Origin of the sequence: Pseudonocardia sp. NPDC046786 (assembly GCF_040645415.1) — a bacterium.
Taxonomy (GTDB): Bacteria; Actinomycetota; Actinomycetes; order Mycobacteriales; family Pseudonocardiaceae; genus Pseudonocardia; species Pseudonocardia kongjuensis.
In genome coordinates this window covers 22,670-41,177 of record NZ_JBEYYF010000021.1, presented here as the reverse complement: position 1 = coordinate 41,177, position 18,508 = coordinate 22,670, and the positions used below count along the sequence as shown (strand labels likewise).

The 18,508-nt window shown below is 74.7% G+C and carries 17 protein-coding genes; 12 read left to right on the top strand and 5 right to left on the bottom strand.

Translation table 11 applies throughout. The features are described 5' to 3' along the window. Positions 1-57: 57 nt before the first annotated feature. From ABZ881_RS23015 to ABZ881_RS23000, 4 genes are read left to right on the top strand one after another with little or no spacing between them, the layout of a single operon-like run. Positions 58-1,212, top strand: a complete 1,155-nt coding sequence (locus tag ABZ881_RS23015) for a hypothetical protein (RefSeq protein WP_358487570.1) — start codon at positions 58-60, stop codon at positions 1,210-1,212. Continuing rightward, positions 1,209-3,767, top strand: a complete 2,559-nt coding sequence (locus ABZ881_RS23010; RefSeq protein WP_358487569.1) for a PEP/pyruvate-binding domain-containing protein — start codon at positions 1,209-1,211, stop codon at positions 3,765-3,767. The genes ABZ881_RS23015 and ABZ881_RS23010 overlap by 4 nt, the downstream gene beginning before the upstream one ends. 4 nt (positions 3,768-3,771) lie before the next feature. Then, positions 3,772-4,413, top strand: a complete 642-nt coding sequence (locus tag ABZ881_RS23005; protein ID WP_358487567.1) for a TetR/AcrR family transcriptional regulator — start codon at positions 3,772-3,774, stop codon at positions 4,411-4,413. Positions 4,414-4,469: 56 nt separating this feature from the next. Further along, positions 4,470-5,651 (top strand): PQQ-dependent sugar dehydrogenase, encoded by a 1,182-nt coding sequence (locus ABZ881_RS23000; protein WP_358487565.1) that lies wholly within the window; start codon positions 4,470-4,472, stop codon positions 5,649-5,651. On the opposite strand, the gene ABZ881_RS22995 is transcribed toward ABZ881_RS23000, so the two are convergent. Beyond that, positions 5,629-6,621 (bottom strand): WYL domain-containing protein, encoded by a 993-nt coding sequence (locus ABZ881_RS22995; protein WP_358487563.1) that lies wholly within the window; start codon positions 6,619-6,621, stop codon positions 5,629-5,631. The genes ABZ881_RS23000 and ABZ881_RS22995 overlap by 23 nt on opposite strands. A 101-nt stretch (positions 6,622-6,722) precedes the next feature. Between ABZ881_RS22995 and ABZ881_RS22990 the strand changes: the two genes are divergently transcribed. Further along, positions 6,723-7,040: an antibiotic biosynthesis monooxygenase family protein gene (locus ABZ881_RS22990; RefSeq protein ID WP_358487562.1), complete on the top strand. Its 318-nt coding sequence runs from the start codon at positions 6,723-6,725 to the stop codon at positions 7,038-7,040. A gap of 27 nt (positions 7,041-7,067) precedes the next feature. On the opposite strand, the gene ABZ881_RS22985 is transcribed toward ABZ881_RS22990, so the two are convergent. From ABZ881_RS22985 to ABZ881_RS22970, 4 genes are all read right to left on the bottom strand, one after another. After that, the gene (locus ABZ881_RS22985) at positions 7,068-8,072 is read right to left on the bottom strand and encodes a TerC/Alx family metal homeostasis membrane protein (protein ID WP_358487560.1); all 1,005 of its coding nucleotides are present in this window, start codon (positions 8,070-8,072) and stop codon (positions 7,068-7,070) included. A gap of 140 nt (positions 8,073-8,212) precedes the next feature. After that, on the bottom strand, positions 8,213-9,112 hold the full coding sequence (locus tag ABZ881_RS22980; RefSeq protein WP_358487559.1) for a hypothetical protein: 900 nt from the start codon (positions 9,110-9,112) through the stop codon (positions 8,213-8,215). Between the two features lie 95 nt (positions 9,113-9,207). Beyond that, positions 9,208-10,716, bottom strand: a complete 1,509-nt coding sequence (glpK, locus tag ABZ881_RS22975) for a glycerol kinase GlpK (protein ID WP_358487558.1) — start codon at positions 10,714-10,716, stop codon at positions 9,208-9,210. After that, positions 10,713-11,474 carry a helix-turn-helix domain-containing protein gene (locus ABZ881_RS22970; protein ID WP_344023599.1) on the bottom strand — a complete coding sequence of 254 codons (762 nt, stop codon included), beginning with the start codon at positions 11,472-11,474 and terminating at the stop codon, positions 10,713-10,715. The genes glpK (ABZ881_RS22975) and ABZ881_RS22970 overlap by 4 nt, the downstream gene beginning before the upstream one ends. Positions 11,475-11,639: 165 nt before the next feature. On the opposite strand from ABZ881_RS22970, the gene ABZ881_RS22965 reads away from it, so the two are divergent. The 7 genes from ABZ881_RS22965 (at position 11,640) to ABZ881_RS22935 (ending at position 18,465) form a co-directional block, all read left to right on the top strand. Further along, positions 11,640-12,491, top strand: coding sequence for an MIP/aquaporin family protein (locus tag ABZ881_RS22965; RefSeq protein WP_358487556.1), 852 nt, complete (start codon positions 11,640-11,642; stop codon positions 12,489-12,491). A 47-nt stretch (positions 12,492-12,538) separates the two neighbouring features. Continuing rightward, the gene (gene glpK / locus ABZ881_RS22960; protein WP_358487554.1) at positions 12,539-14,056 is read left to right on the top strand and encodes a glycerol kinase GlpK; all 1,518 of its coding nucleotides are present in this window, start codon (positions 12,539-12,541) and stop codon (positions 14,054-14,056) included. 162 nt (positions 14,057-14,218) lie between these two features. Then, positions 14,219-15,880 (top strand): glycerol-3-phosphate dehydrogenase/oxidase, encoded by a 1,662-nt coding sequence (locus ABZ881_RS22955; RefSeq protein ID WP_358487654.1) that lies wholly within the window; start codon positions 14,219-14,221, stop codon positions 15,878-15,880. An 11-nt stretch (positions 15,881-15,891) separates the two neighbouring features. Next, complete coding sequence (locus ABZ881_RS22950; RefSeq protein WP_358487552.1) at positions 15,892-16,200, top strand: hypothetical protein; 309 nt, start codon at positions 15,892-15,894, stop codon at positions 16,198-16,200. 133 nt (positions 16,201-16,333) lie between these two features. Then, the gene (locus ABZ881_RS22945) at positions 16,334-16,918 is read left to right on the top strand and encodes a DinB family protein (protein WP_358487550.1); all 585 of its coding nucleotides are present in this window, start codon (positions 16,334-16,336) and stop codon (positions 16,916-16,918) included. 3 nt (positions 16,919-16,921) lie between these two features. Beyond that, positions 16,922-17,482 (top strand): DinB family protein, encoded by a 561-nt coding sequence (locus ABZ881_RS22940; protein WP_358487548.1) that lies wholly within the window; start codon positions 16,922-16,924, stop codon positions 17,480-17,482. A gap of 38 nt (positions 17,483-17,520) precedes the next feature. Beyond that, the gene (locus tag ABZ881_RS22935) at positions 17,521-18,465 is read left to right on the top strand and encodes a pyridoxal-phosphate dependent enzyme (protein WP_358487546.1); all 945 of its coding nucleotides are present in this window, start codon (positions 17,521-17,523) and stop codon (positions 18,463-18,465) included. Positions 18,466-18,508: the final 43 nt, after the last annotated feature.

Sequence of the window (18,508 nt, the reverse complement as noted above, 5' to 3'; positions counted from 1 at the left end):
TCCCTATGATCCCGCGCTAGCCTGGGGGAACGCAGCGTTCACTACCGGGGAGTCGCGATGGCCGGAGCACGCACCGGGCCCCCGGTCGCGGCCCTCGCCGCGGTCATGGTGCTGGCCCTGCTCGGCGCACTGGACCAGACGCTGCTCACCGCCGCGCTCGCCGTGATCGCCCGCGACCTCGGGCAACCGCACCTGGTGCCGGCCGTGCTCACCGCGTTCCTGGCGGCGACCACCTCGACCATGCTGCTGTCCGGTGCGCTGGGCGACCGGCACGGGCGCCGCTTCCTGCAGGGGCTGGGCGCCGGAGCGCTGATCGTCGGGGCCCAGGCCGCCCTGGTGGTGCTCCGCGGCCTCCCCCGGGCCCCGGGCCCCCGGGCCACCCGGAACCGGCCGTTCGACGTCACGGGATCGGCCTCGTTCGCGGTGCTGTCGCTCTCGGTCGTGCTGTGCGGCGCCGCCCTCGGACGGACCGGCGGGCTGCCGCCGTGGACCGCACCCGCCGCCGCGGCACTCGCCGCGGCCTCCGCCATCGGCTGGTGGGTGAGCACGCGCCGCGCACCCGCCCCCATCCTGCCGGCTCGGCTCCTCACCGGGCGCGGCACCGGCGTCCCGGCGCTCGTCTCGTTGCTGACGGGTGCCGCCCTGTTCGGCACGCTCGCCGGACGCCGGATGACCCGGACCGGCCGCTACCGAGCGATCCCGGTCGCGGGCGCCGCGGGCTGCGCGGCGGCGCTGGGCACCCTCGCGGCGCTCGGGCCCGGTGCGCCGCTGCCACCGCTCGTCGCCGTGCTGTTCCTGCTCGGTGGTGGTGCCGGAATGGTCGTGCAGGTGATGGTCCTCGTCGCGCAGAATGCCACCGGCCCCGATGAGCTCGGCTCGGTCACCGGCACCGTCACCTGCCTGCGTCAGATCGGCGCGACCCTCGGCGTCGCGGTCGTCGGCACGCTGCTGACCGGCCGGGGGCGGGTCGTTGCTCGATCCGGGAACCGCGGGGCACGCCCTGCAGGTGGGCAGCGCCGTGCTGGCCGTGGCGGCCGGGATCGCCGCCCTGGCCGTGCCGGCCGTCCCGCTCCGCACCCGGCCCGGCGGGACGGCCACCGGCCCCGGTCGGGCGACCCGGCCACACTCGCGCCGCCCGGTCACCCCCACGTGCGACGGCTCGGCCGCACCCGGACCGCGCCCGTCCCACCCGACGGAAGGACCACCCGATGACCCGACCGACACCGGCCCGGCCCGATCCGTCCGTCCCGGACACCGGGGACCGCTGGATCGTCCCGCTCGGAGCGCTCGGCAGCGGTGATCTCGCCGTCGCCGGAAGCAAGGGCGCCAACCTCGGCGAGCTCGTCCGGGCCGGGTTCCCGGTGCCGGACGGCGTGGTGATCACCACCGCCGCCCACCGGGCCGTGGTCGGGCACGATCCGGCGCTCCGCGACGCCGTCGCGGCCGGCGATCCCGGCGACGGCGAGTCACTGCGCGAGCGGTTCGCCACGGCGGCCGTGCCGGACGGACTCGCCGACGCGATCACCGACGCCTACCGCCGGCTCGGCGCCGGCCCGGTCGCGGTGCGGTCCAGCGCGACCGCGGAGGATCTGCCCGGTGCCGCGTTCGCCGGGCAGCAGGACACCCTGCTCGGGGTCGTCGGCGAGCAGGCGCTGCTCGACGCCGTCCGGCGGTGCTGGGGTTCGCTGTGGACCGACCGGGCGATCGCCTACCGGCGGCGGCGCGGGATCGACCCGTCCGGCGCGGCCGTCGCCGTCGTCGTGCAGCGGATGGTCCCGGCCGACTCCGCGGGCGTGCTGTTCACCGCGAACCCGGTGACCGGCGCGCGGGACGAGATCGTCGTCGACGCCGGCGCCGGGCTCGGCGAGTCGGTGGTGTCCGGGCTGGTCACGCCGGACCATGTCGTCGTCGGACCGGACGGCGTGATCCGCTCCCGGCGGACCGGGCGGCGCGAGGTCGTGCTGCGCCAGCTGGCCGGCGGCGGCGTCGAGCGGATCACTCCGGACCCGCGGGACACCCCGCGACCGCTGCTCCCCGATCCGGTCGACCGCGAGCTCGCCGACCTGGGCCGGGCGGTCGCCGCCCACTTCGGCCGGCCGCAGGACGTCGAGTGGGCCCGGCACGGCGGCCGGCTCGTGCTGCTCCAAGCCCGGCCGATGACCGCGCTGCCGCCGGCGCCGATCCGGCTGAACCGGCGGCAGCGGTTCCTCGGCCCGATGTTCGCCGAGCTGGTCCCGGTCCGCCCGTACCCGATGGACATGAGCGCGTGGCTGCTCCCCGGGCCGGGCCGGATGGTCCGCCGGATGCTCGCCGAGATCCCGGGCGCGGACCTCGACCTCACGGACGTGCTGCCCGAGGTGGACGGCGTGGTGGACCGGTTCGTGCCGCCCTCGCCGCGGCCGACCCGGGCGGTGCTCGGCGCGCCGCGACGGCTGCTGCCGCGGCTGCGCCGGTTCCGGCCGGCCGGCTGGACCGCCGACCGGCGGTTCACCGCGTTCGAGCAGCAGGTCCGGCAGCTCGACCGGCTCGACCCGGCCACCCTGGACTGGCCGGAGCTGCGCGGGCTCCCGCGGCGCGCCACCGAGACCGCGGACCTGGTCACCGACCTGCGGGTGGACTACCTGCCGCGGGCCGGGCTGGACCTGCTGCGGCTGCGGCTGGCCCTCGGCGCGCTGCGGTCGGGTGCACTGTTCGGCGACCTGGCGGCCGGGCCGAGCCGCACCACCGACGCGAACACCGCACTCGACGCGCTCGCCGCCACGGTGCGGGAGACCCCCGCGCTGCGCACCGCGTTCTCCGGGGCCGACGCCACCGGCCTCGCCGAGCGGATCGCCACGGATCCGGGTTGGGCGGCCTTCCGGGACGCGCTGCACGCGTTCCTCGCCGAGTACGGGCACCGGGAGACCACCAGCCTGCTGCTGATGTCCGGGCCGACCTGGCGGGAGGACCCGGCGACGGTGCTGTCGACGCTGGCCGCGCTCATCGCCGATCCACCCGCACCCACCGGGATCGACCGGGCCGGGCGGGCGCGGCGCAGGCTGCTCGCGCACCCACTGGTCGGGCGGCGCCGGATCGGGACGCTGGACCGCCTGGTCGAGGACGCCCGTGCGGCCGTCGCCCTTCGGGAGGACACCCACTTCCACTGCACCCGCACCCTGCCGGCGCTGCAGCGCGCGGTCCGCGAGATCGGGTCCCGGCTGGCCGCGGCGGGCGTGCTCGACGACCCGGCCGACGTGCTGCACCTGCGCCGGGAGGAGATCGAGCGGCTCCCCGCGCCGGACGTGCTGTCCGCGACCGAGGCCGGTGCGCTCCGCGGGCTGGTCGCGGCGCGTTCCGCCCGGCGCGACGAGCTGGCCGGGAGCCCGCTGATCGCCCCCGCGGTGCTGTTCGGCGACCGCACCCGCGACGACGACGTCCTGCTGACCGGCACCCCCGCCGGTGGCGGCCGGGTCACCGGGCCGGTCCGGATCGTCGACGGGCACGCCGGGTTCGCCCGGCTCACCGCGGGCGACGTGCTGGTCTGCCCGGCCACCAACCCGTCCTGGACACCGCTGTTCTCCCGGGCCGCCGCCGTGGTGGTCGACCAGGGCGGCGCCGCGTCGCACGCCGCGATCGTCGCCCGGGAGTACGGGATCGCCGCCGTGATGGGCACCGGGACCGGCACCGCGGTGCTGACCGACGGGCAGCTGGTCACCGTCGACGGGAACGCGGGCACCGTCGCCGACGCCGGCACCCACACGAGCACCGACGCCGGCCGGGCAGGCTGAGCGGATGGACACCGGACAGACCGGCAGCGCCACACCCGACGGCGCCGCACCCGGCAGCGGTCACCGCAACCGGCCCCGCCGCCGGGGCCCGCAGCTCGACGCCGAGATCCTGCAGGCGACCCTGGCCGAGCTGGCCGAGCGGGGCTACCCGGACCTGACCGTCGAGCGGGTCGCCGCCCGGGCCGGGGCCGGGAAGGCGTCGGTGTACCGGCGCTGGCCGGACCGGGCACATCTGGTGCTCGACGCCGCCCGCTCGGTGATGCCCGAGCCGGAGCGCCCGCCGGACACCGGCTCGCTGCGCGGTGACCTGCTGGCGGCGCTGCGATCGGTCGCGGCCGCACTGGACGGGCCGCTCGGACAGGCGCTGCGCGGGCTGCTCGGCGAGCTGCTCACCGGGCCGGACCGGGTCGAGTCGCTGCAGGCACTGTCCCGGCGCAGCGGACGGAGGCTGGTCACGGAGGTCGTGCGGCGTGCCCACGACCGGGGCGAGCTCGACATGTCCGGGATCACCGACCGGATGCTCGACGTGGCGCCGACCATGCTCCGGTTCCACGCCCTGGTGCACGGCACCCCGGTGCCCGACGACGTGGTCACCGGCATCGTCGACGAGGTCGCCCTGCCGCTGCTCGCCCCCGGGTACCACTAGGGGGCCCGGACCGCGCTGCCGGGTGCGGTTTGTCGATCACCGATACGGTGTCCGGTATGCCCGTTCCATCCGGTCGCGCGCGCCTGCTCGGCGCCGGGGTCCCGCTCGTCGCCGCGCTCGCCCTGCTCGCCGGATGCACCGGCGGGGGCGCGGAACCGCAGCCCGGGGCGGACACCCCGGACGGGCCGGAGCTGAGCTCCGCCTCGGTCGCACCCGCGGACGGCCTGCTCCCGCAGGCCACCGCCGGGGAGCCCGAGATCCTGGCGACCGGACTGTCCGCGCCGTGGGCGGTGGCGTTCCTGCCGGACGGCGACGCGCTGGTCACCGAGCGGGACACCGCGCGGATCCTGCGGCTGTCCCCCGACGGCGAGCTCACCCCGCTCGGCGTCGTCGACCAGGTGACCCCGCAGGGCGAGGGCGGCCTGCTCGGTATCGCGGTGTCCCCGGACTTCGCGACCGACGACCGGGTACTCGTCTACTACACCGCGGCCGACGGCAACCGGATCGTCGCGCTCACCATGGCCGACGACGGCACCATCGACGGCGCCGACCAGCAGACGGTGATCGACGGGATCCCCAGCGGGTTCACCCACAACGGCGGCGCCCTCGTCTTCGGCCCGGACGGCGAGCTGTTCGTCGGCACCGGCGACGCGGGCGACCGGTCGCGCTCGCAGGACCCCGACGACCTCGCCGGCAAGATCCTCCGGCTGACCGCGGACGGCGCCGCCGCACCGGGCAACCCGTTCGGCACCGAGGTGTACGCGCTGGGCATCCGGAACTCACAGGGCATCGCGTTCGGCCCGGACGGCGAGGTGTTCGCCACCGAGTTCGGCGCCCGGACCGCCGACGAGATCAACCTGATCGAGCCGGGCCGCAACTACGGCTGGTCCGAGGTCGAGGGCCCCCAGGAGCCCCCGATCGACGACGCCTACACCGAGCCGCTGCTCGTCTGGCCGGTCGACCAGGCGTCCCCGAGCGGGCTGGCGCAGGCCGGCGGCTCGCTGTGGATGGGCGCGCTGCGCGGCGAGCGGCTGTGGCGGATCCCGATCGGCGCCGGGGACGGCGCGGCCGGCACCGTCGGGGAGCCCGAACAGCTGCTGAACGACGACTTCGGCCGGCTCCGCGGCGTCACCGCCACCCCGGACGGCTCGGCGCTCTGGATCACCACCAGCAACCGGGACGGCCGCGGGAACCCGACCGCCGACGACGACCGGATCATCGTCCTTCCGCTGGAGTGATCCCGGCGCCGCGGGACGCCGCGGCGGCCCGGCCGAAGCGGGCCGCCAGCACGTCCAGGTGCTCCACCAGCTCCGGTGGCTCCAGCACGTGGAAGTCCACCCCGAACGAGCCGAGCCACATGCCCAGCGAGTCCAGCGTCCAGGCGCCGACGGCGAGCTCGCAGCGCCCGTCCCCGAGATCAGTGACGGTGCCCGACGCCGGGGTCACCCACTCCCCCACCTGCTCGGCGGGCGCCTCCAGCAGCACCCGCGCCCGGTACGGGTAGACCCCGCTGGTGATCCCGCGCTGGGCGAACGCGGCGATCCCGCCCTCCGGCGGGTCGCGCGGGACGAATCGCGGCCCGGCGGGCAGCTTCAGCCGCATCCGGTCCACCCGGAAGGTGCGGCGGTCGTCCCGCCCGGTGTCCCAGGCGACCAGGTACCAGCGGCGGCCGGTGTGCACCAGCCCCTCCGGCTCGGCGGTCCGGCGGGTCGGCGTGCCGTCCGCCGCGACGTAGTCGAACCGCAGCAGCTCGTGGTCCCGGCAGGCCGCGGCCAGCGCGGAGAGGTCGTCGGCGTCGACGGTCGGGCCGCGGACGGCGAGCGTCTCGGTGGCGGTGCCGAGCGCGGTGACCCGGCGGCGCAGCCGGTTGGGCAGCACCTGCTCCAGCTTCGCCAGCGCCCGCACCGAGGTCTCCTCGATGCCCGCGACGGTGCCGCCCGCGGCCGTCCGCAGCCCGACGGCGACGGCGACCGCCTCGTCGTCCTCCAGCAGCAGCGGCGGCAGCGCGGCACCGGCGCCGAGCCGGTAGCCGCCGGTCGTGCCGGGGGTGGAGTGCACCGGGTAGCCGAGGGTGCGGAGCTTGTCGACGTCGCGGCGGACCGTGCGCACGTCGACCTCGAGCCGCGCGGCCAGGGCCGGCCCGGTCCAGTCACGGGGCACCTGCAGCAGCCCGAGCAGGCGCAGCAGCCGCGCCGAAGTCTCCATCACCGGACCAGTGTGCCCGTCGATGCGGACAGTTCCGGTCCTGAATCGCCGGGGTGCCGGGGCGGCCGGACCGGCCGGGGCGGCCGCCGTCTACGGTCGCGCCCGTGGAGACGAGCGAGCGGGTGGGCCGGTACGTCCGGATGGTGGCCGTCGAGGGACAGGGGAGCGAGCTGGCCGCGGCGCTGCTCCGGGTCGCCGACGGGATGTCGGTCCAGCCCGGCTGCCTGGCGTACGTGGTCAACGCCGCGCCCGACGAGCCGGACACCGTCTGGGTGACCGAGGTGTGGTCGGACCCGGCGGCGTCCGAGGCCGCGCTCAACCGCGACATCGGCGAGGCCGGGCTCGGCGCGGTGCTGGAGCTGCTGGCGGCGCCGCCGGAGTACATCGAGGTCACCCCGCTCGGCGGCCCCGGCCTGCCCTGATCCCGAGGCCCGGCCCGGGCCGGCCGCTCAGTTCTGCTGCTCGGTGCGCTCCTTGCGCGCCCGCAGCGACCCCGGCTTCGCCTTCATCCCCGGGTCGCTCCGGGTCTTGATCAGGCTCGCGACGGTGACGATCGCCAGGATGCCCAGGATGACGACCAGGCTGAGCGTGGTCGGGATCTCCGGCACCGAGGGCGAGATGTCGACGTGTGCCCAGTGCAGCACCAGCTTCACCCCGATGAAGCCGAGGATGATCGCCAGCCCGGTGGACAGGTACACCAGCCGGTCGAGCAGGCCCTTCACCAGGAAGAACAGCGCGCGCAGGCCGAGCAGGGCGAAGGCGTTCGCGACGAAGACGATGTAGGCCTCCTGCGTCACGCCGAACACCGCGGGGATCGAGTCGAGCGCGAAGAGCAGGTCGATCCCGCCGATCGCCACCAGCACGATGAACATCGGGGTGGCGACCCGGCGGCCGTTCTCCCGGGTGAACAGGCGGCCGCCGTCATAGTTCTCGGTGACCGGGAACAGCCGGCGCGCGCCGCGCACCACGAGATTGTCCTCGACGTCGGGTTCCTCGTCCTTGTGCCGGTAGAGCTGGACGGCCGTCCAGAGCAGCAGCAGGCCGAACAGCAGGAACATGAACGAGAACAGGTACAGCAGGGTCGCGCCGACCACGATGAAGATCGCCCGCATGATCAGGGCGAGCACGATCCCGAAGGTCAGGACCTTGTGCTGGTGCTCCTCGGGCACTGCGAACGTGGTCATGATGATCACGAAGACGAACAGGTTGTCGACCGAGAGACTCTTCTCGACGATGTAGCCGGTGAAGTACTGGGTGCCGAAGTCCCAGCCGTGCACCATCGCGAAGACCACACCGAAGGCAATCGCGATCGCGATGTAGAAGACCGACCAGGCGCTCGCCTCGGCGAAGCCGACGCGATGCGGCTTCCACCAGGCGAGAAGCAGGTCGAGCGCGAGCAGCCCCACGATCACGCCGATCGTGATCGCCCATTCGAGCCCGCTGATCTCCAGCACCGGACACTCCTCCCCCGGGTGCCACGGCCGGGCCGGTTCGGACCGGTTGCGCGGCGCACCCTGTTGCGTTGTGCACCATAGCGGGGGATACCGACATTCCGCTGCGGAACGGGCGTCGGCGCCGCCCGTTCCGCTGCCGGTCAGCGCCTCGGCGCGGCGAACACCCCGTCCGCGGGGAACGCGCCGTTCGCCAGCGCAATGCGCACCAGCCCGCCGCCGATCTCACCGAGCCGCGCGGCGCGCTCGCTCCCGAGCGCGGCCCAAGGAGCGGCCCCGATCCGGTGGGTCTCGTCCTCCAGCCGCTTGCGCAGCGCGGTGCCCTCCTCGGTGAGGACCGGATCGACCGCGTCGTCGGACGGGGCCGCCTGCTCCAGCAGGCCGCGCTCGGCGAGCCGGGCGACGCCGTCGTTCCACTCGGTCCGCGACCAGCCGCGGCTGGCCCGCGCGAACGGCACGGTGAACCCGGTGCCGGTCGCGGTCGCGGTGATCAGCGCCTCCAGGCCGCTCAGCCCGGCGGCGGTGAGCAGCGCGATGTGCCCGTCGCCGCGGTGCTCACGCAGGATCGACAGCGCGTGCCAGAGCACCACGTGCGGGGCCGTGGGCCACTCGAGGTCCAGGTGTGCGGCGGCGAGCGGGCGGCCCTCGGGCGTCACCGCCTCGGCCGCGGTGCGGGCGATCCCCGCGGCCTCGGCGACCTCCGGCGAACCGACGCCGTCGTCGCCCAGCAGCCTGCGCAGCGAGGCGTCGGCGACCTCGAACCGGGCCGCGACCAGGTCCGCGGGCGACACCAGGTCCCAGGCACGCGGGATCGACGCGGCGACCAGCCGGGGCGAGAAGTTGTAGAACGTCGCGGCCACCGTGGACGGCCCGACCGCCCCGATCGGCGCGGCGCGAGGAGCGAAGTAGGTCATCCGGCCCTCGTCGAGACCCGCCCGGACGAACCGGGGTTCGGCCTCGGGCGCGAAGTAGATCTGGGCGTGCAGCGGCTCGAGGCCGCGGGCGAGACGGCCGGCGGCGACGGCGGCATCCGAGTTGCTCATGATCGTGACGGTAGCCCGCGCGTCCGCGCCCCGCCCGGTCCCGCACGGCGCTGCCGGAGCACGTGCCGATGCCCGCCGGCCGGTCGGCCGCCCGGTCAGCGCCGGGCCCAGCCCATGCTGCGTTCCACCGCGCGCTGCCAGTTGACGTGCTCCCGGTCGCGCAGGGCGGGATCCATCGACGGCTCCCACGCGGCGGCCCGGTGCCAGTTGCGGCGCAGCACCTCCTGATCCGGCCAGTACCCGACGGCGAGCCCGGCGGCGTAGGCGGCGCCGAGCGACACCGCCTCCGACCCCAGCGGACGCTCGACGGTCAGGTCCAGCACGTCGGCGACGCACTGCATGAGCAGGTGGTTCGCCGTCATGCCACCGTCCACCTTGAGCCGGGTGACGCCGAGCCCGGAGTCGGCGTTCATCGCGTCCAGCACCTCGCGGGTCTGCCAGGCGGTCGCCTCCAGCACCGCGCGGGCCAGGTGCCCGCGATGGATGTAGGACGTCAGCCCGACGATCACCCCGCGCGCCTCCGGCGACCAGCGCGGCGCGTACAGCCCGGAGAACGCCGGGACGACGTAGCAGCCGCCGTTGTCCGGGACGCTCAGCGCGAGGGTCTCGATCCGGGCCGCGGTGGAGATCATCCCGAGCGCGTCGCGGAACCACTGCACCAGCGACCCGGTCATCGCGATCGAGCCCTCCAGTGCGTACACCGGCTCGTCGCCGAACAGGTAGCCGACGGTCGGGATCAGCCCGGCGTCCGACCCGGCGATCCGGGACCCGGTGTTCTTCAGCAGGAACGCTCCCGTCCCGTAGGTGCACTTCGCCTCGCCGGGCGCGAAGCAGGTCTGCCCGACCAGGGCCGCCTGCTGGTCGCCCAGCGCGCCGGCCACCGGCACCCCCGGCAGGATCCCGACGCACCTGCCGTAGACCTGCGCGTTCGGCACGATCCGCGGCAGCATCGCCGGCGGCACCCGCAGCGCCGCGCACAACCGGGGCGACCACTCGCAGGTGCGCAGGTCCATCAGCATGGTGCGGCTGGCATTGGTGACGTCGGTGACGTGCACCCCGCCGTCCGGGCCACCGGTCAGTCGCCAGATCAGCCAGCTCTCGATCGTCCCGAACAGCACGTCACCCCGCTCGGCCCCGTCCCGGGCGCCCGGCACGTGATCGAGCAGCCACTGCAACCGCGGCCCGGCGAAGTAGGTCGCCGGACCGAGCCCGGACACCCGGGCGTAGAGCCCGGCGTCGTCGGCCAGCCCGGCGACGATGCCGTCGGTGCGGGTGTCCTGCCAGGTGATCGCCCGGGCGAGCGGGACGCCGGTGTGCCGGTTCCAGATCACCGTCGTCTCCCGCTGGTTGGCGATGCCCAGCGCGGCGACGTTCTCCGGGCCGAGGCCGGCCTGCCGCAGCGCCGCGGGCACCACCCGGGTCACCGCCCGCCAGATCTCGGCCGCGTCGTGCTCGGCCCGGCCCGGGCTCGGGAAGTGCTGCCGGTGCTCGCGCTGGGCCACCGCGACCATCCGGCCGGACCGGGTGAACAGCAGGCAGCGGGTCGACGTCGTCCCCTGGTCGATCGCCGCGACCACCCGCTCGGACGCCGGGACGGTGGTCATGCGAGCCCCTCCAGACCGGCCGCGATCTCGGCGGCCGCACCGGTCAGCCCGTCCAGCGGATCCGGCCGCGCCCGCCCGTCGCCGCTGAACAGCTGCTCCACCGGTCCCCCGACGCCGAGCGCCGCCACGGTCAGCCCGCCGCCGCTGCGCACCGGCACGGCCAGCCCGCCCGCGCCCGGCTCCCACCCGCCCGGGTCGGCGGCCCAGCCGCGCCGCCGGACCGCGGTCAGCTCGCGGGCGAGCACCACCGGATCGACGACGGTGCGCCGGGTGTAGCGGTCCAGCGGCTCCACGACCCGCACCGACGCCGGCGCGAACGCCAGCAGGCACAGCCCCCACGCGGTGGCGTGCAGCGGCTGCACCGTGTTCGTCCGCAACTCCTGCGGGCTGCCGTCCGGCCGGAACACGTGGTGCACCACGTCCACCCCGCGGCCGTCCGCCGCGGGCACCCCAAGGTAGACCGCACAGCCGGTGCCGGCCGCCAGCGCGTCCGCCCAGTTCATCGCCCGGGCCCGCAGGTCGTGCCGGTCCCACGGGGTGCCGAGCCGGCCCAGCCCGTCGCCCAGCAGGTAGCGGCCGGACGCGCCGTCCTGCGCGACCAGGCCCTCCTCGCGCAGCGTCCGCAGGATCCCGTGCGCGGTCGGCCGCGGCAGGTCCAGCGCCGCGGCGAGCTCCGCCAGCGCCAGCGGCCGCCCCGCTCCGCCGAGCAGCCGCAGCAGGGCGGCCGCCCGTTCCACCGACTGGATCTGCCGGGCCACGCCGCCGATCCTAGGCACCGGAAAGCGATCATGGGCCGTTCGACCCGCAACATTCGACATCGCCGAACGCCTCGCGTTGCCGCGGGACCCTGTCGCTCCTAGCGTCCCCGGGCACGCGACGGGGCCGCCCGGCCCCGTGCTGGGACGACACCAGGAGGGGGTTCGATGACGAGCTCCGAGAAGACCGGTGACGGGGCGACCACCGCCGCACCGAGCACACCGGCCCGCGGCCGGCCGCCTTCCCTGCTCGGCGAGCTGAGCGCCGAGTTCGCCGGAACGATGATCCTGATCCTGTTCGGCGTCGGCGTCGTCGCGCAGGTGGTCACCACACCGGACGGTTCGGCCGGTCAGTACGACTCGATCGCGTGGGCCTGGGGCATCGGCGTGATGCTCGGCGTCTACGTCGCCGGACGGATCTCCGGCGCGCACCTCAACCCGGCGGTGACGATCGCGTTCGCCGCCTACGACGGCTTCCCGTGGCGGAAGGTCGCCCCGTTCATCGCGGCCCAGTTCCTCGGCGCGTTCGTCGCGGCGCTGATCGTGCGGGCCACCTACGCCGACCTGATCCGCTCGGTCGACCCGACCCTGACCGAGACCCAGGGCATCTTCTCGACCTTCCCGTCCGACGTCACCACCATCCAGACGGCGTTCCTCGACCAGGTGGTCGGCACCGCGATCCTGGTCTTCGTGATCTTCGCGCTGGTGCACCCGCGGAACAAGGGACCGGCAGCCAACATGGCGCCGTTCATGATCGGCGTGCTGGTCGTCGGAATCGGCATGGCCTGGGGTTCGAACGCCGGCTACGCGATCAACCCGGCCCGTGACTTCGGCCCCCGGCTGGCGTCCTGGATCACCGGTTACGAGAACGCCTGGGTGACCGGCGACGGCGTCCAGTACTGGTGGTTGCCGATCCTGGCCCCGATCATCGGTGGTCTGGTCGGCGGCGGGCTGTTCAAGCTCCTGGTCGACCGCTACATCCCGGCCGAGGACGCCCCGCAGGAGGTCGGACGGGTCTGACGCCCGGCCGATCACGTACCCGACCCGCACATCCTTAGGAGAGCTCAATGGCAGAGTTCGTCGGCGCCGTCGACCAGGGCACGACCAGCAGCCGCTTCATGATCTTCGACCACTCCGGCAACGAGGTGGGCCGCCACCAGCTGGAGCACGAGCAGATCCTGCCGCAGGCAGGCTGGGTCGAGCACGACCCGATCGAGATCATCGAGCGCACCAACACCTGCCTGCAGCAGGCACTGACCAAGACCGGGCTGTCCGCGTCCGATCTCGTCGCGCTGGGCGTCACCAACCAGCGGGAGACGACCGTCGTCTGGAACCGGCACAACGGCCGGCCCTACTACAACGCGATCGTCTGGCAGGACACCCGCACCGACCGGATCGCCACCGCCCTGGAGCGCGAGGGCAAGGGCGAGGTGATCCGCCGCAGGGCCGGCCTGCCGCCTGCCACCTACTTCTCCGGCGGGAAGATCCAGTGGATCCTGGAGAACGTCGACGGGGTCCGCGAGGCCGCCGAGAACGGCGACGCGATCTTCGGCAACACCGACACCTGGGTGATCTGGAACCTCACCGGCGGCACCCAGGGCGGGCGGCACGTCACCGATGTGACCAACGCCAGCCGCACCATGCTGATGGACCTCGAGACCCTGGACTGGGACGACGAGCTGCTGGGCTTCTTCGGCATCCCGCGCCGGATGCTCCCGGAGATCAGGCCGTCGTCGTCGGCGACCGCGTTCGGCACGACCCTGGCGACCGGGCCGCTGGGCGGCGAGGTCCCGATCACCGGCGACCTGGGCGACCAGCAGGCCGCCACCGTCGGCCAGGTGTGCTTCGCCCCCGGCGAGGCCAAGAACACCTACGGCACCGGCAACTTCATGCTGCTCAACACCGGCAACGAGCTGGTCCGCTCGGAGTCCGGGCTGCTCACCACGCTGTGCTACCAGTTCGAGGGCGAGCGCCCGGTCTACGCCCTGGAGGGCTCGATCGCGGTCACCGGGTCGGCCGTGCAGTGGTTGCGCGACCAGCTGGGGATCATCTCCGGCGCCTCCCAGTCGGAGTCGCTGGCCCGCCAGGTGGAGGACAACGGCGGCGTCTACTTCGTGCCGGCGTTCTCCGGGCTGTTCGCGCCGTACTGGCGGTCCGACGCGCGCGGCGCGATCGTCGGGCTGTCCCGGTTCAACACCAACGCGCACCTGGCCCGGGCCACGCTGGAGGCGATCTGCTACCAGTCCCGCGACGTCACCGAGGCGATGTCGAAGGACTCCGGCGTCGCGCTGGACGTGCTGAAGGTCGACGGCGGCGTCACGCTCAACGAGCTGTGCATGCAGATCCAGGCGGACGTGCTCGGCGTCCCGGTGTCCCGCCCGGTCGTCGCGGAGACGACGGCGCTCGGTGCCGCCTACGCGGCCGGCCTGGCCGTCGGGTTCTGGAAGTCCACCGACGAGCTGCGGGAGAACTGGAACGAGGCGCGTCGCTGGGAGCCGCAGTGGGACGAGGCCCAGCGCGACGCCGGGTACGCGAAGTGGAAGAAGGCGGTCGAGCGGACGCTCGACTGGGTGGACGTGGACTGACACCCGCCCGCCCGGTGTCGCCCCGCGGGGCGACACCGGGCACATCCGGGCGCAGAACGCTGTTGGAACGGGTAGTCCCCGTGTGACGCAACGACTCAGAAGGGTCCGATCATGAAATCGGTGGCACTCTCCCCGGAGGCCCGTACCGCGGCGCTGCAGGCGATGGGCGACCGTGAGCTCGACGTGCTCGTGGTCGGCGGAGGTGTCGTCGGCGCCGGAGCGGCGCTCGACGCCGCGACCCGCGGCCTGTCCGCCGGCCTGGTCGAGGCCAGGGACTTCGCGTCCGGCACCTCCAGCCGGTCCTCCAAGCTCGTCCACGGCGGCCTGCGCTACCTGGAGATGCTGGACTTCCGGCTGGTCGCCGAGGCACTCGCCGAGCGCGGGCTGCTCATCCAGCACCTGGCACCGCACCTGGTCCGCCCGGTGCCGTTCCTCTACCCGCTGCAGCACCGCGGCTGGGAACGGCTCTACGCCGGGGCCGGTGTGGCGCTCTACGACACCCTCGGCTTCCTGTCCGGGCGCTCGCGGGGCGTGCCGCACCACCGGCACCTGACCCGGCGCGGCGCGCGCCGGGTGGTCCCGTCGCTGCGCAAGGACGCGCTGGTCGGCGCCCTGCAGTACTACGACGCCCAGGTCGACGACGCCCGGCACACCATGTTCATCGCACGCACCGCCGCCGCCTACGGCGCGCACGTGGCGACCCGGGCGCGGGTGGTCGGGCTGCTCAAGGACGCCGGCCGGGTGGTCGGCGCGACCGTGCAGGATCTCGAGAACGGGCAACAGACCCAGGTCCGCGCGCGTCAGGTCATCAACGCGACCGGGGTGTGGACCGACGAGACCCAGGCGCTGGCCGGTGAGCGCGGCCTGTTCAAGGTGCGCGCGTCCAAGGGCATCCATCTGGTCGTCCCGCGGGACCGGATCCGCGGCGACTCGGGACTGATCCTGCGCACCGAGAAGTCGGTGCTGTTCGTCATCCCGTGGGGCAGGCACTGGATCATCGGCACCACCGACACCGACTGGGACCTGGACAAGGCCCATCCCGCGGCGTCCGCCGCCGACATCGACTACCTGTTGCGGCACGTCAACGAGGTGCTGGAGCAGCCGCTCACGCACGACGACGTCGAGGGCGTCTACGCGGGCCTGCGCCCGCTGCTGTCCGGCGAGTCGGAGTCGACCTCCACGCTGTCCCGGGAGCACGCCGTCGCGACGCCGGTGCCCGGCCTGGTGGTGGTCGCCGGCGGCAAGTACACGACCTACCGGGTGATGGCCCGCGACGCGGTGGACGCCGCCGTGCACGGCCTGGACGCCAAGGTCGCGAAGTCGGTCACCGAGGACGTCCCGCTGCTGGGCGCCGAGGGCTTCCACGCGCTGCGCAACGCCACCGCACGGCTGGCCGCGCAGTCCGGGCTGCACCCGGGGCGGATCGAGCACCTGCTCGGCCGGTACGGCTCGCTGATCCAGGAGGTGCTGGACCTGGCCGCCGAGGACCCGACGCTCGCCGAGCCGCTGGCCGGGGCGTCGGACTACCTGCGCGCCGAGGTCGTCTATGCGGCCTCGCACGAGGGCGCCCGGCACCTGGAGGACATCCTGGCCCGCCGCACCCGGATCTCGATCGAGACGTTCGACCGGGGTGCGGGTGCTGCCGAGGAGGTCGCGACGCTGGTCGCCCCGGTACTCGGCTGGAACGACGAGCAGGTCGCCCGCGAGGTCGACCACTACGTCAAGCGGGTCGAGGCGGAGCGGGAGAGCCAGCGGATGCCCGACGACGAGACCGCCGACGCGGCCCGGCTCGGCGCGCCGGACGTGGTGCCGGTCAGCGGCTGAGGACGTCGCGGATGGGCGGTCCCGAGCTCGGGCGGACCCCGGACGGCCGGTACGTCGTCGTCCGGGGCCGCCGCTGGCGGGCCGCCGATCCGATCCTGCCCGACGACGTGCGGGCCGAGCTGCAGCAGCACCTCGGCCGGGCGCGCGCCGAGGTCGGCGCCGGGAAGCGGACCGGCGACGACGAGCGCGTCCGCGCGGCCCGGGAGCGGGTCGGCGCCGCCAGGCACGGTCTCGGTGAGCGCGGGACGCCGTGGTGGGAGCTGGACGGGGCGGCCCGCCGCGCCCGCTGGGAGGACGCCCTGCGCGCGCTGCGGCAGTGACCGCCGTCCTCGCAGAACGTGCGGATCCGTGTCCCATCGAGGACCGGAGCTGTCCGCATCGGGTCATAGCGTCGTTCACGTCGGACCGGGGGGGAACCGGGACGGCACCCGACGACCGAGAGGCGACCCGATCATGAACGCCACAGCCGAGACCACCGGGCAGCAGGCACCGGCCGGTGAGCGCGCCGAGCTGATCACCACCCTGGAGCGGCACCGCGGGTTCCTGCTGCAGACCGCGCAGGACCTCACCGAGGAGCAGGCCCGCACCGCGAGCACGGTCAGTGCGCTGACGATCGCCTCGCTGCTCAAGCACGTCGCGGACGCCGAGGAGCAGTGGTTCCGGTTCGCCGTCGAGGGCGCCGGCGCGTTCGGCTCCGAGCACGAGGTCTACGGCGACGACATCGACTGGAACGCGATCGCCGAGAACGACAGCTGGGCCGAGACCGAGTGGACCGACACCCGGTTCGTGCTCGCCGAGCACGAGACCCTGGAGCACCTGCGGGCCCGGGTCGAGCAGGTCGCCGCCCGCACCGAGGAGATCCTGCGCTCCGCCGACCTGGACTCGGCGCACCCGCTGCCGGTGGCACCGTGGTTCGAGCCGGGCGTCAGCTGGTCGGTGCGGCGGGTCGCGATCCACGTGCTCGCCGAGATCAGCCAGCACGCCGGCCACGCGGACATCATCCGCGAGGCGATCGACGGCCGGAAGACGATGGGCTGAGCTATGACCACCGCCGACTCCATGTCCGAGCTGCTCGCCGCCGTCCCCGCCGATCTCGACGGCGAGCGCCGCACCCTGCTGGAAACCCTCGCCAAGCACCGGATGCTGCTCCGGCACACCGTCGCCGAACTGTCCGACGCCGACGCCCGGCGGCGCCCCACGGCGAGCGCGCTGACCCTGGCCGGGCTGCTCAAGCACGTCGAGGGCGTCGAACGGGGCTGGGTGGACTTCATCCTCACCGGCACCGTGGAGGGCGCCGACGGCTGGGAGCAGGCCGCGGAGCCGGGAGCCGAACGGGACGACTTCGCCCTCGACGACAGCGACAGCGACAGCCTCGCCGCGCTGCTCGAGCGCTACACCGCGACCGCCGCCCGCACCGACGAGCTCGTGGCCACCGTCGACCTGGACCTCTCGCACCCGTTGCCGCCGGCGCCGTGGTTCCCGGAGGAGATGCACTGGAGCGCCCGCCAGGTGTTCGCCCACATCGTCGGCGAGACCGCCCAGCACAGCGGGCACGCCGACATCATCCGGGAGACCATCGACGGCCGGAAGACGATGGGCTGACGCCCGCAGCGCCGGGCCCGGTCACTACCGTCGCGGCCATGGCCGATCTGGTGACCCTCGACGACATCGAGACCGCGGCGGACCGGATCGCCGGGGACGTGCTGCGCACCCCGACGGTCCCCTCCCCCGGGCTCTCCGCGCTGCTCGGCGCCCCGGTCCTGCTGAAGCTGGAACAGTTGCAGCGCACCGGGTCCTTCAAGCCGCGCGGGGTGCTCGCGAAGCTCGCCACGCTTTCCGCCGACGAGCGCGCCGCCGGGCTGGTCGCGGTGTCCGGCGGGAACCACGGCCTGGCCGTCGCCGACGTGGTGGGCGCGGCCGGGGTGGCCGCCGTCGTCGTCATGCCGCAGAACGCGCCCGCCCGCTCGGTGGCCGCGGCCCGCACGGCCGGTGCGGACGTTCGGCTCACCCCGGACATCCCGGCGGCGTTCGCGCTGGCCACCCAGCTGCAGGCGGACGGGATGACGCTGCTGCACCCGTTCGACGATCCGGTCACCCTCGCTGCGCAGGGCACCGTCGGGCTGGAGCTGGCCCGCGACGCGATCGCCCTCGGCGAGCCGCCCACCGACGTGCTGGTCTCGGTGGGCGGCGGGGCGCTGCTGTCCGGGATCGCGGTGGCGATCACGGCGCTGCTCCCGGGGGCCCGGGTGTGGGGGGTGGAGACCCTGGGTGCCGAGGCGATGTCCGCGGCGCTGGCCGCCGGTGGCCCGGTCCCGGTCACGATCACCTCGGCGGTGACCACGCTGTCCGCGCCGTCGGTGTCGCAGCTGACCTACGACCACGTCCGCGAGCTGGTCGAGGAGGTGCTGGTGGTCACCGACGCCGACGCCCACGCCGGCTCGGTCGCGTTCGCCGAGCACGCCGGGATCTGGGCCGAGCCGGCCGCCGGTTGCCTGGTCCCCGCGGCGCGGACGGTCCTGGAACGGCACCCCGGCGCCCGCCTGGCGCTGGTGGTCTGCGGCCGCAACGCCGACGTCCCCGGCTGATCACCGCTGTCGATCACCCGGGATGAGCGCGGGTGGTGGCGGC

Bases quoted from the DNA above. Each gene is read 5' to 3' on its own strand.
- ABZ881_RS22950 (WP_358487552.1), top strand. From the start codon at position 15,892: ATGGGCGGTCCCGAGCTCGGGCGGACCCCGGACGGCCGGTACGTCGTC.
- ABZ881_RS23005 (WP_358487567.1), top strand. From the start codon at position 3,772: ATGGACACCGGACAGACCGGCAGCGCCACACCCGACGGCGCCGCACCC.
- ABZ881_RS23010 (WP_358487569.1), top strand. From the start codon at position 1,209: ATGACCCGACCGACACCGGCCCGGCCCGATCCGTCCGTCCCGGACACC.
- ABZ881_RS22940 (WP_358487548.1), top strand. From the start codon at position 16,922: ATGACCACCGCCGACTCCATGTCCGAGCTGCTCGCCGCCGTCCCCGCC.
- glpK (WP_358487558.1), bottom strand. From the start codon at position 10,716: ATGACCACCGTCCCGGCGTCCGAGCGGGTGGTCGCGGCGATCGACCAG.
- ABZ881_RS22955 (WP_358487654.1), top strand. From the start codon at position 14,219: ATGGGCGACCGTGAGCTCGACGTGCTCGTGGTCGGCGGAGGTGTCGTC.
- glpK (WP_358487554.1), top strand. From the start codon at position 12,539: ATGGCAGAGTTCGTCGGCGCCGTCGACCAGGGCACGACCAGCAGCCGC.
- ABZ881_RS22935 (WP_358487546.1), top strand. From the start codon at position 17,521: ATGGCCGATCTGGTGACCCTCGACGACATCGAGACCGCGGCGGACCGG.
- ABZ881_RS22945 (WP_358487550.1), top strand. From the start codon at position 16,334: ATGAACGCCACAGCCGAGACCACCGGGCAGCAGGCACCGGCCGGTGAG.
- ABZ881_RS22980 (WP_358487559.1), bottom strand. From the start codon at position 9,112: ATGAGCAACTCGGATGCCGCCGTCGCCGCCGGCCGTCTCGCCCGCGGC.
- ABZ881_RS23000 (WP_358487565.1), top strand. From the start codon at position 4,470: ATGCCCGTTCCATCCGGTCGCGCGCGCCTGCTCGGCGCCGGGGTCCCG.
- ABZ881_RS22965 (WP_358487556.1), top strand. From the start codon at position 11,640: ATGACGAGCTCCGAGAAGACCGGTGACGGGGCGACCACCGCCGCACCG.
- ABZ881_RS23015 (WP_358487570.1), top strand. From the start codon at position 58: ATGGCCGGAGCACGCACCGGGCCCCCGGTCGCGGCCCTCGCCGCGGTC.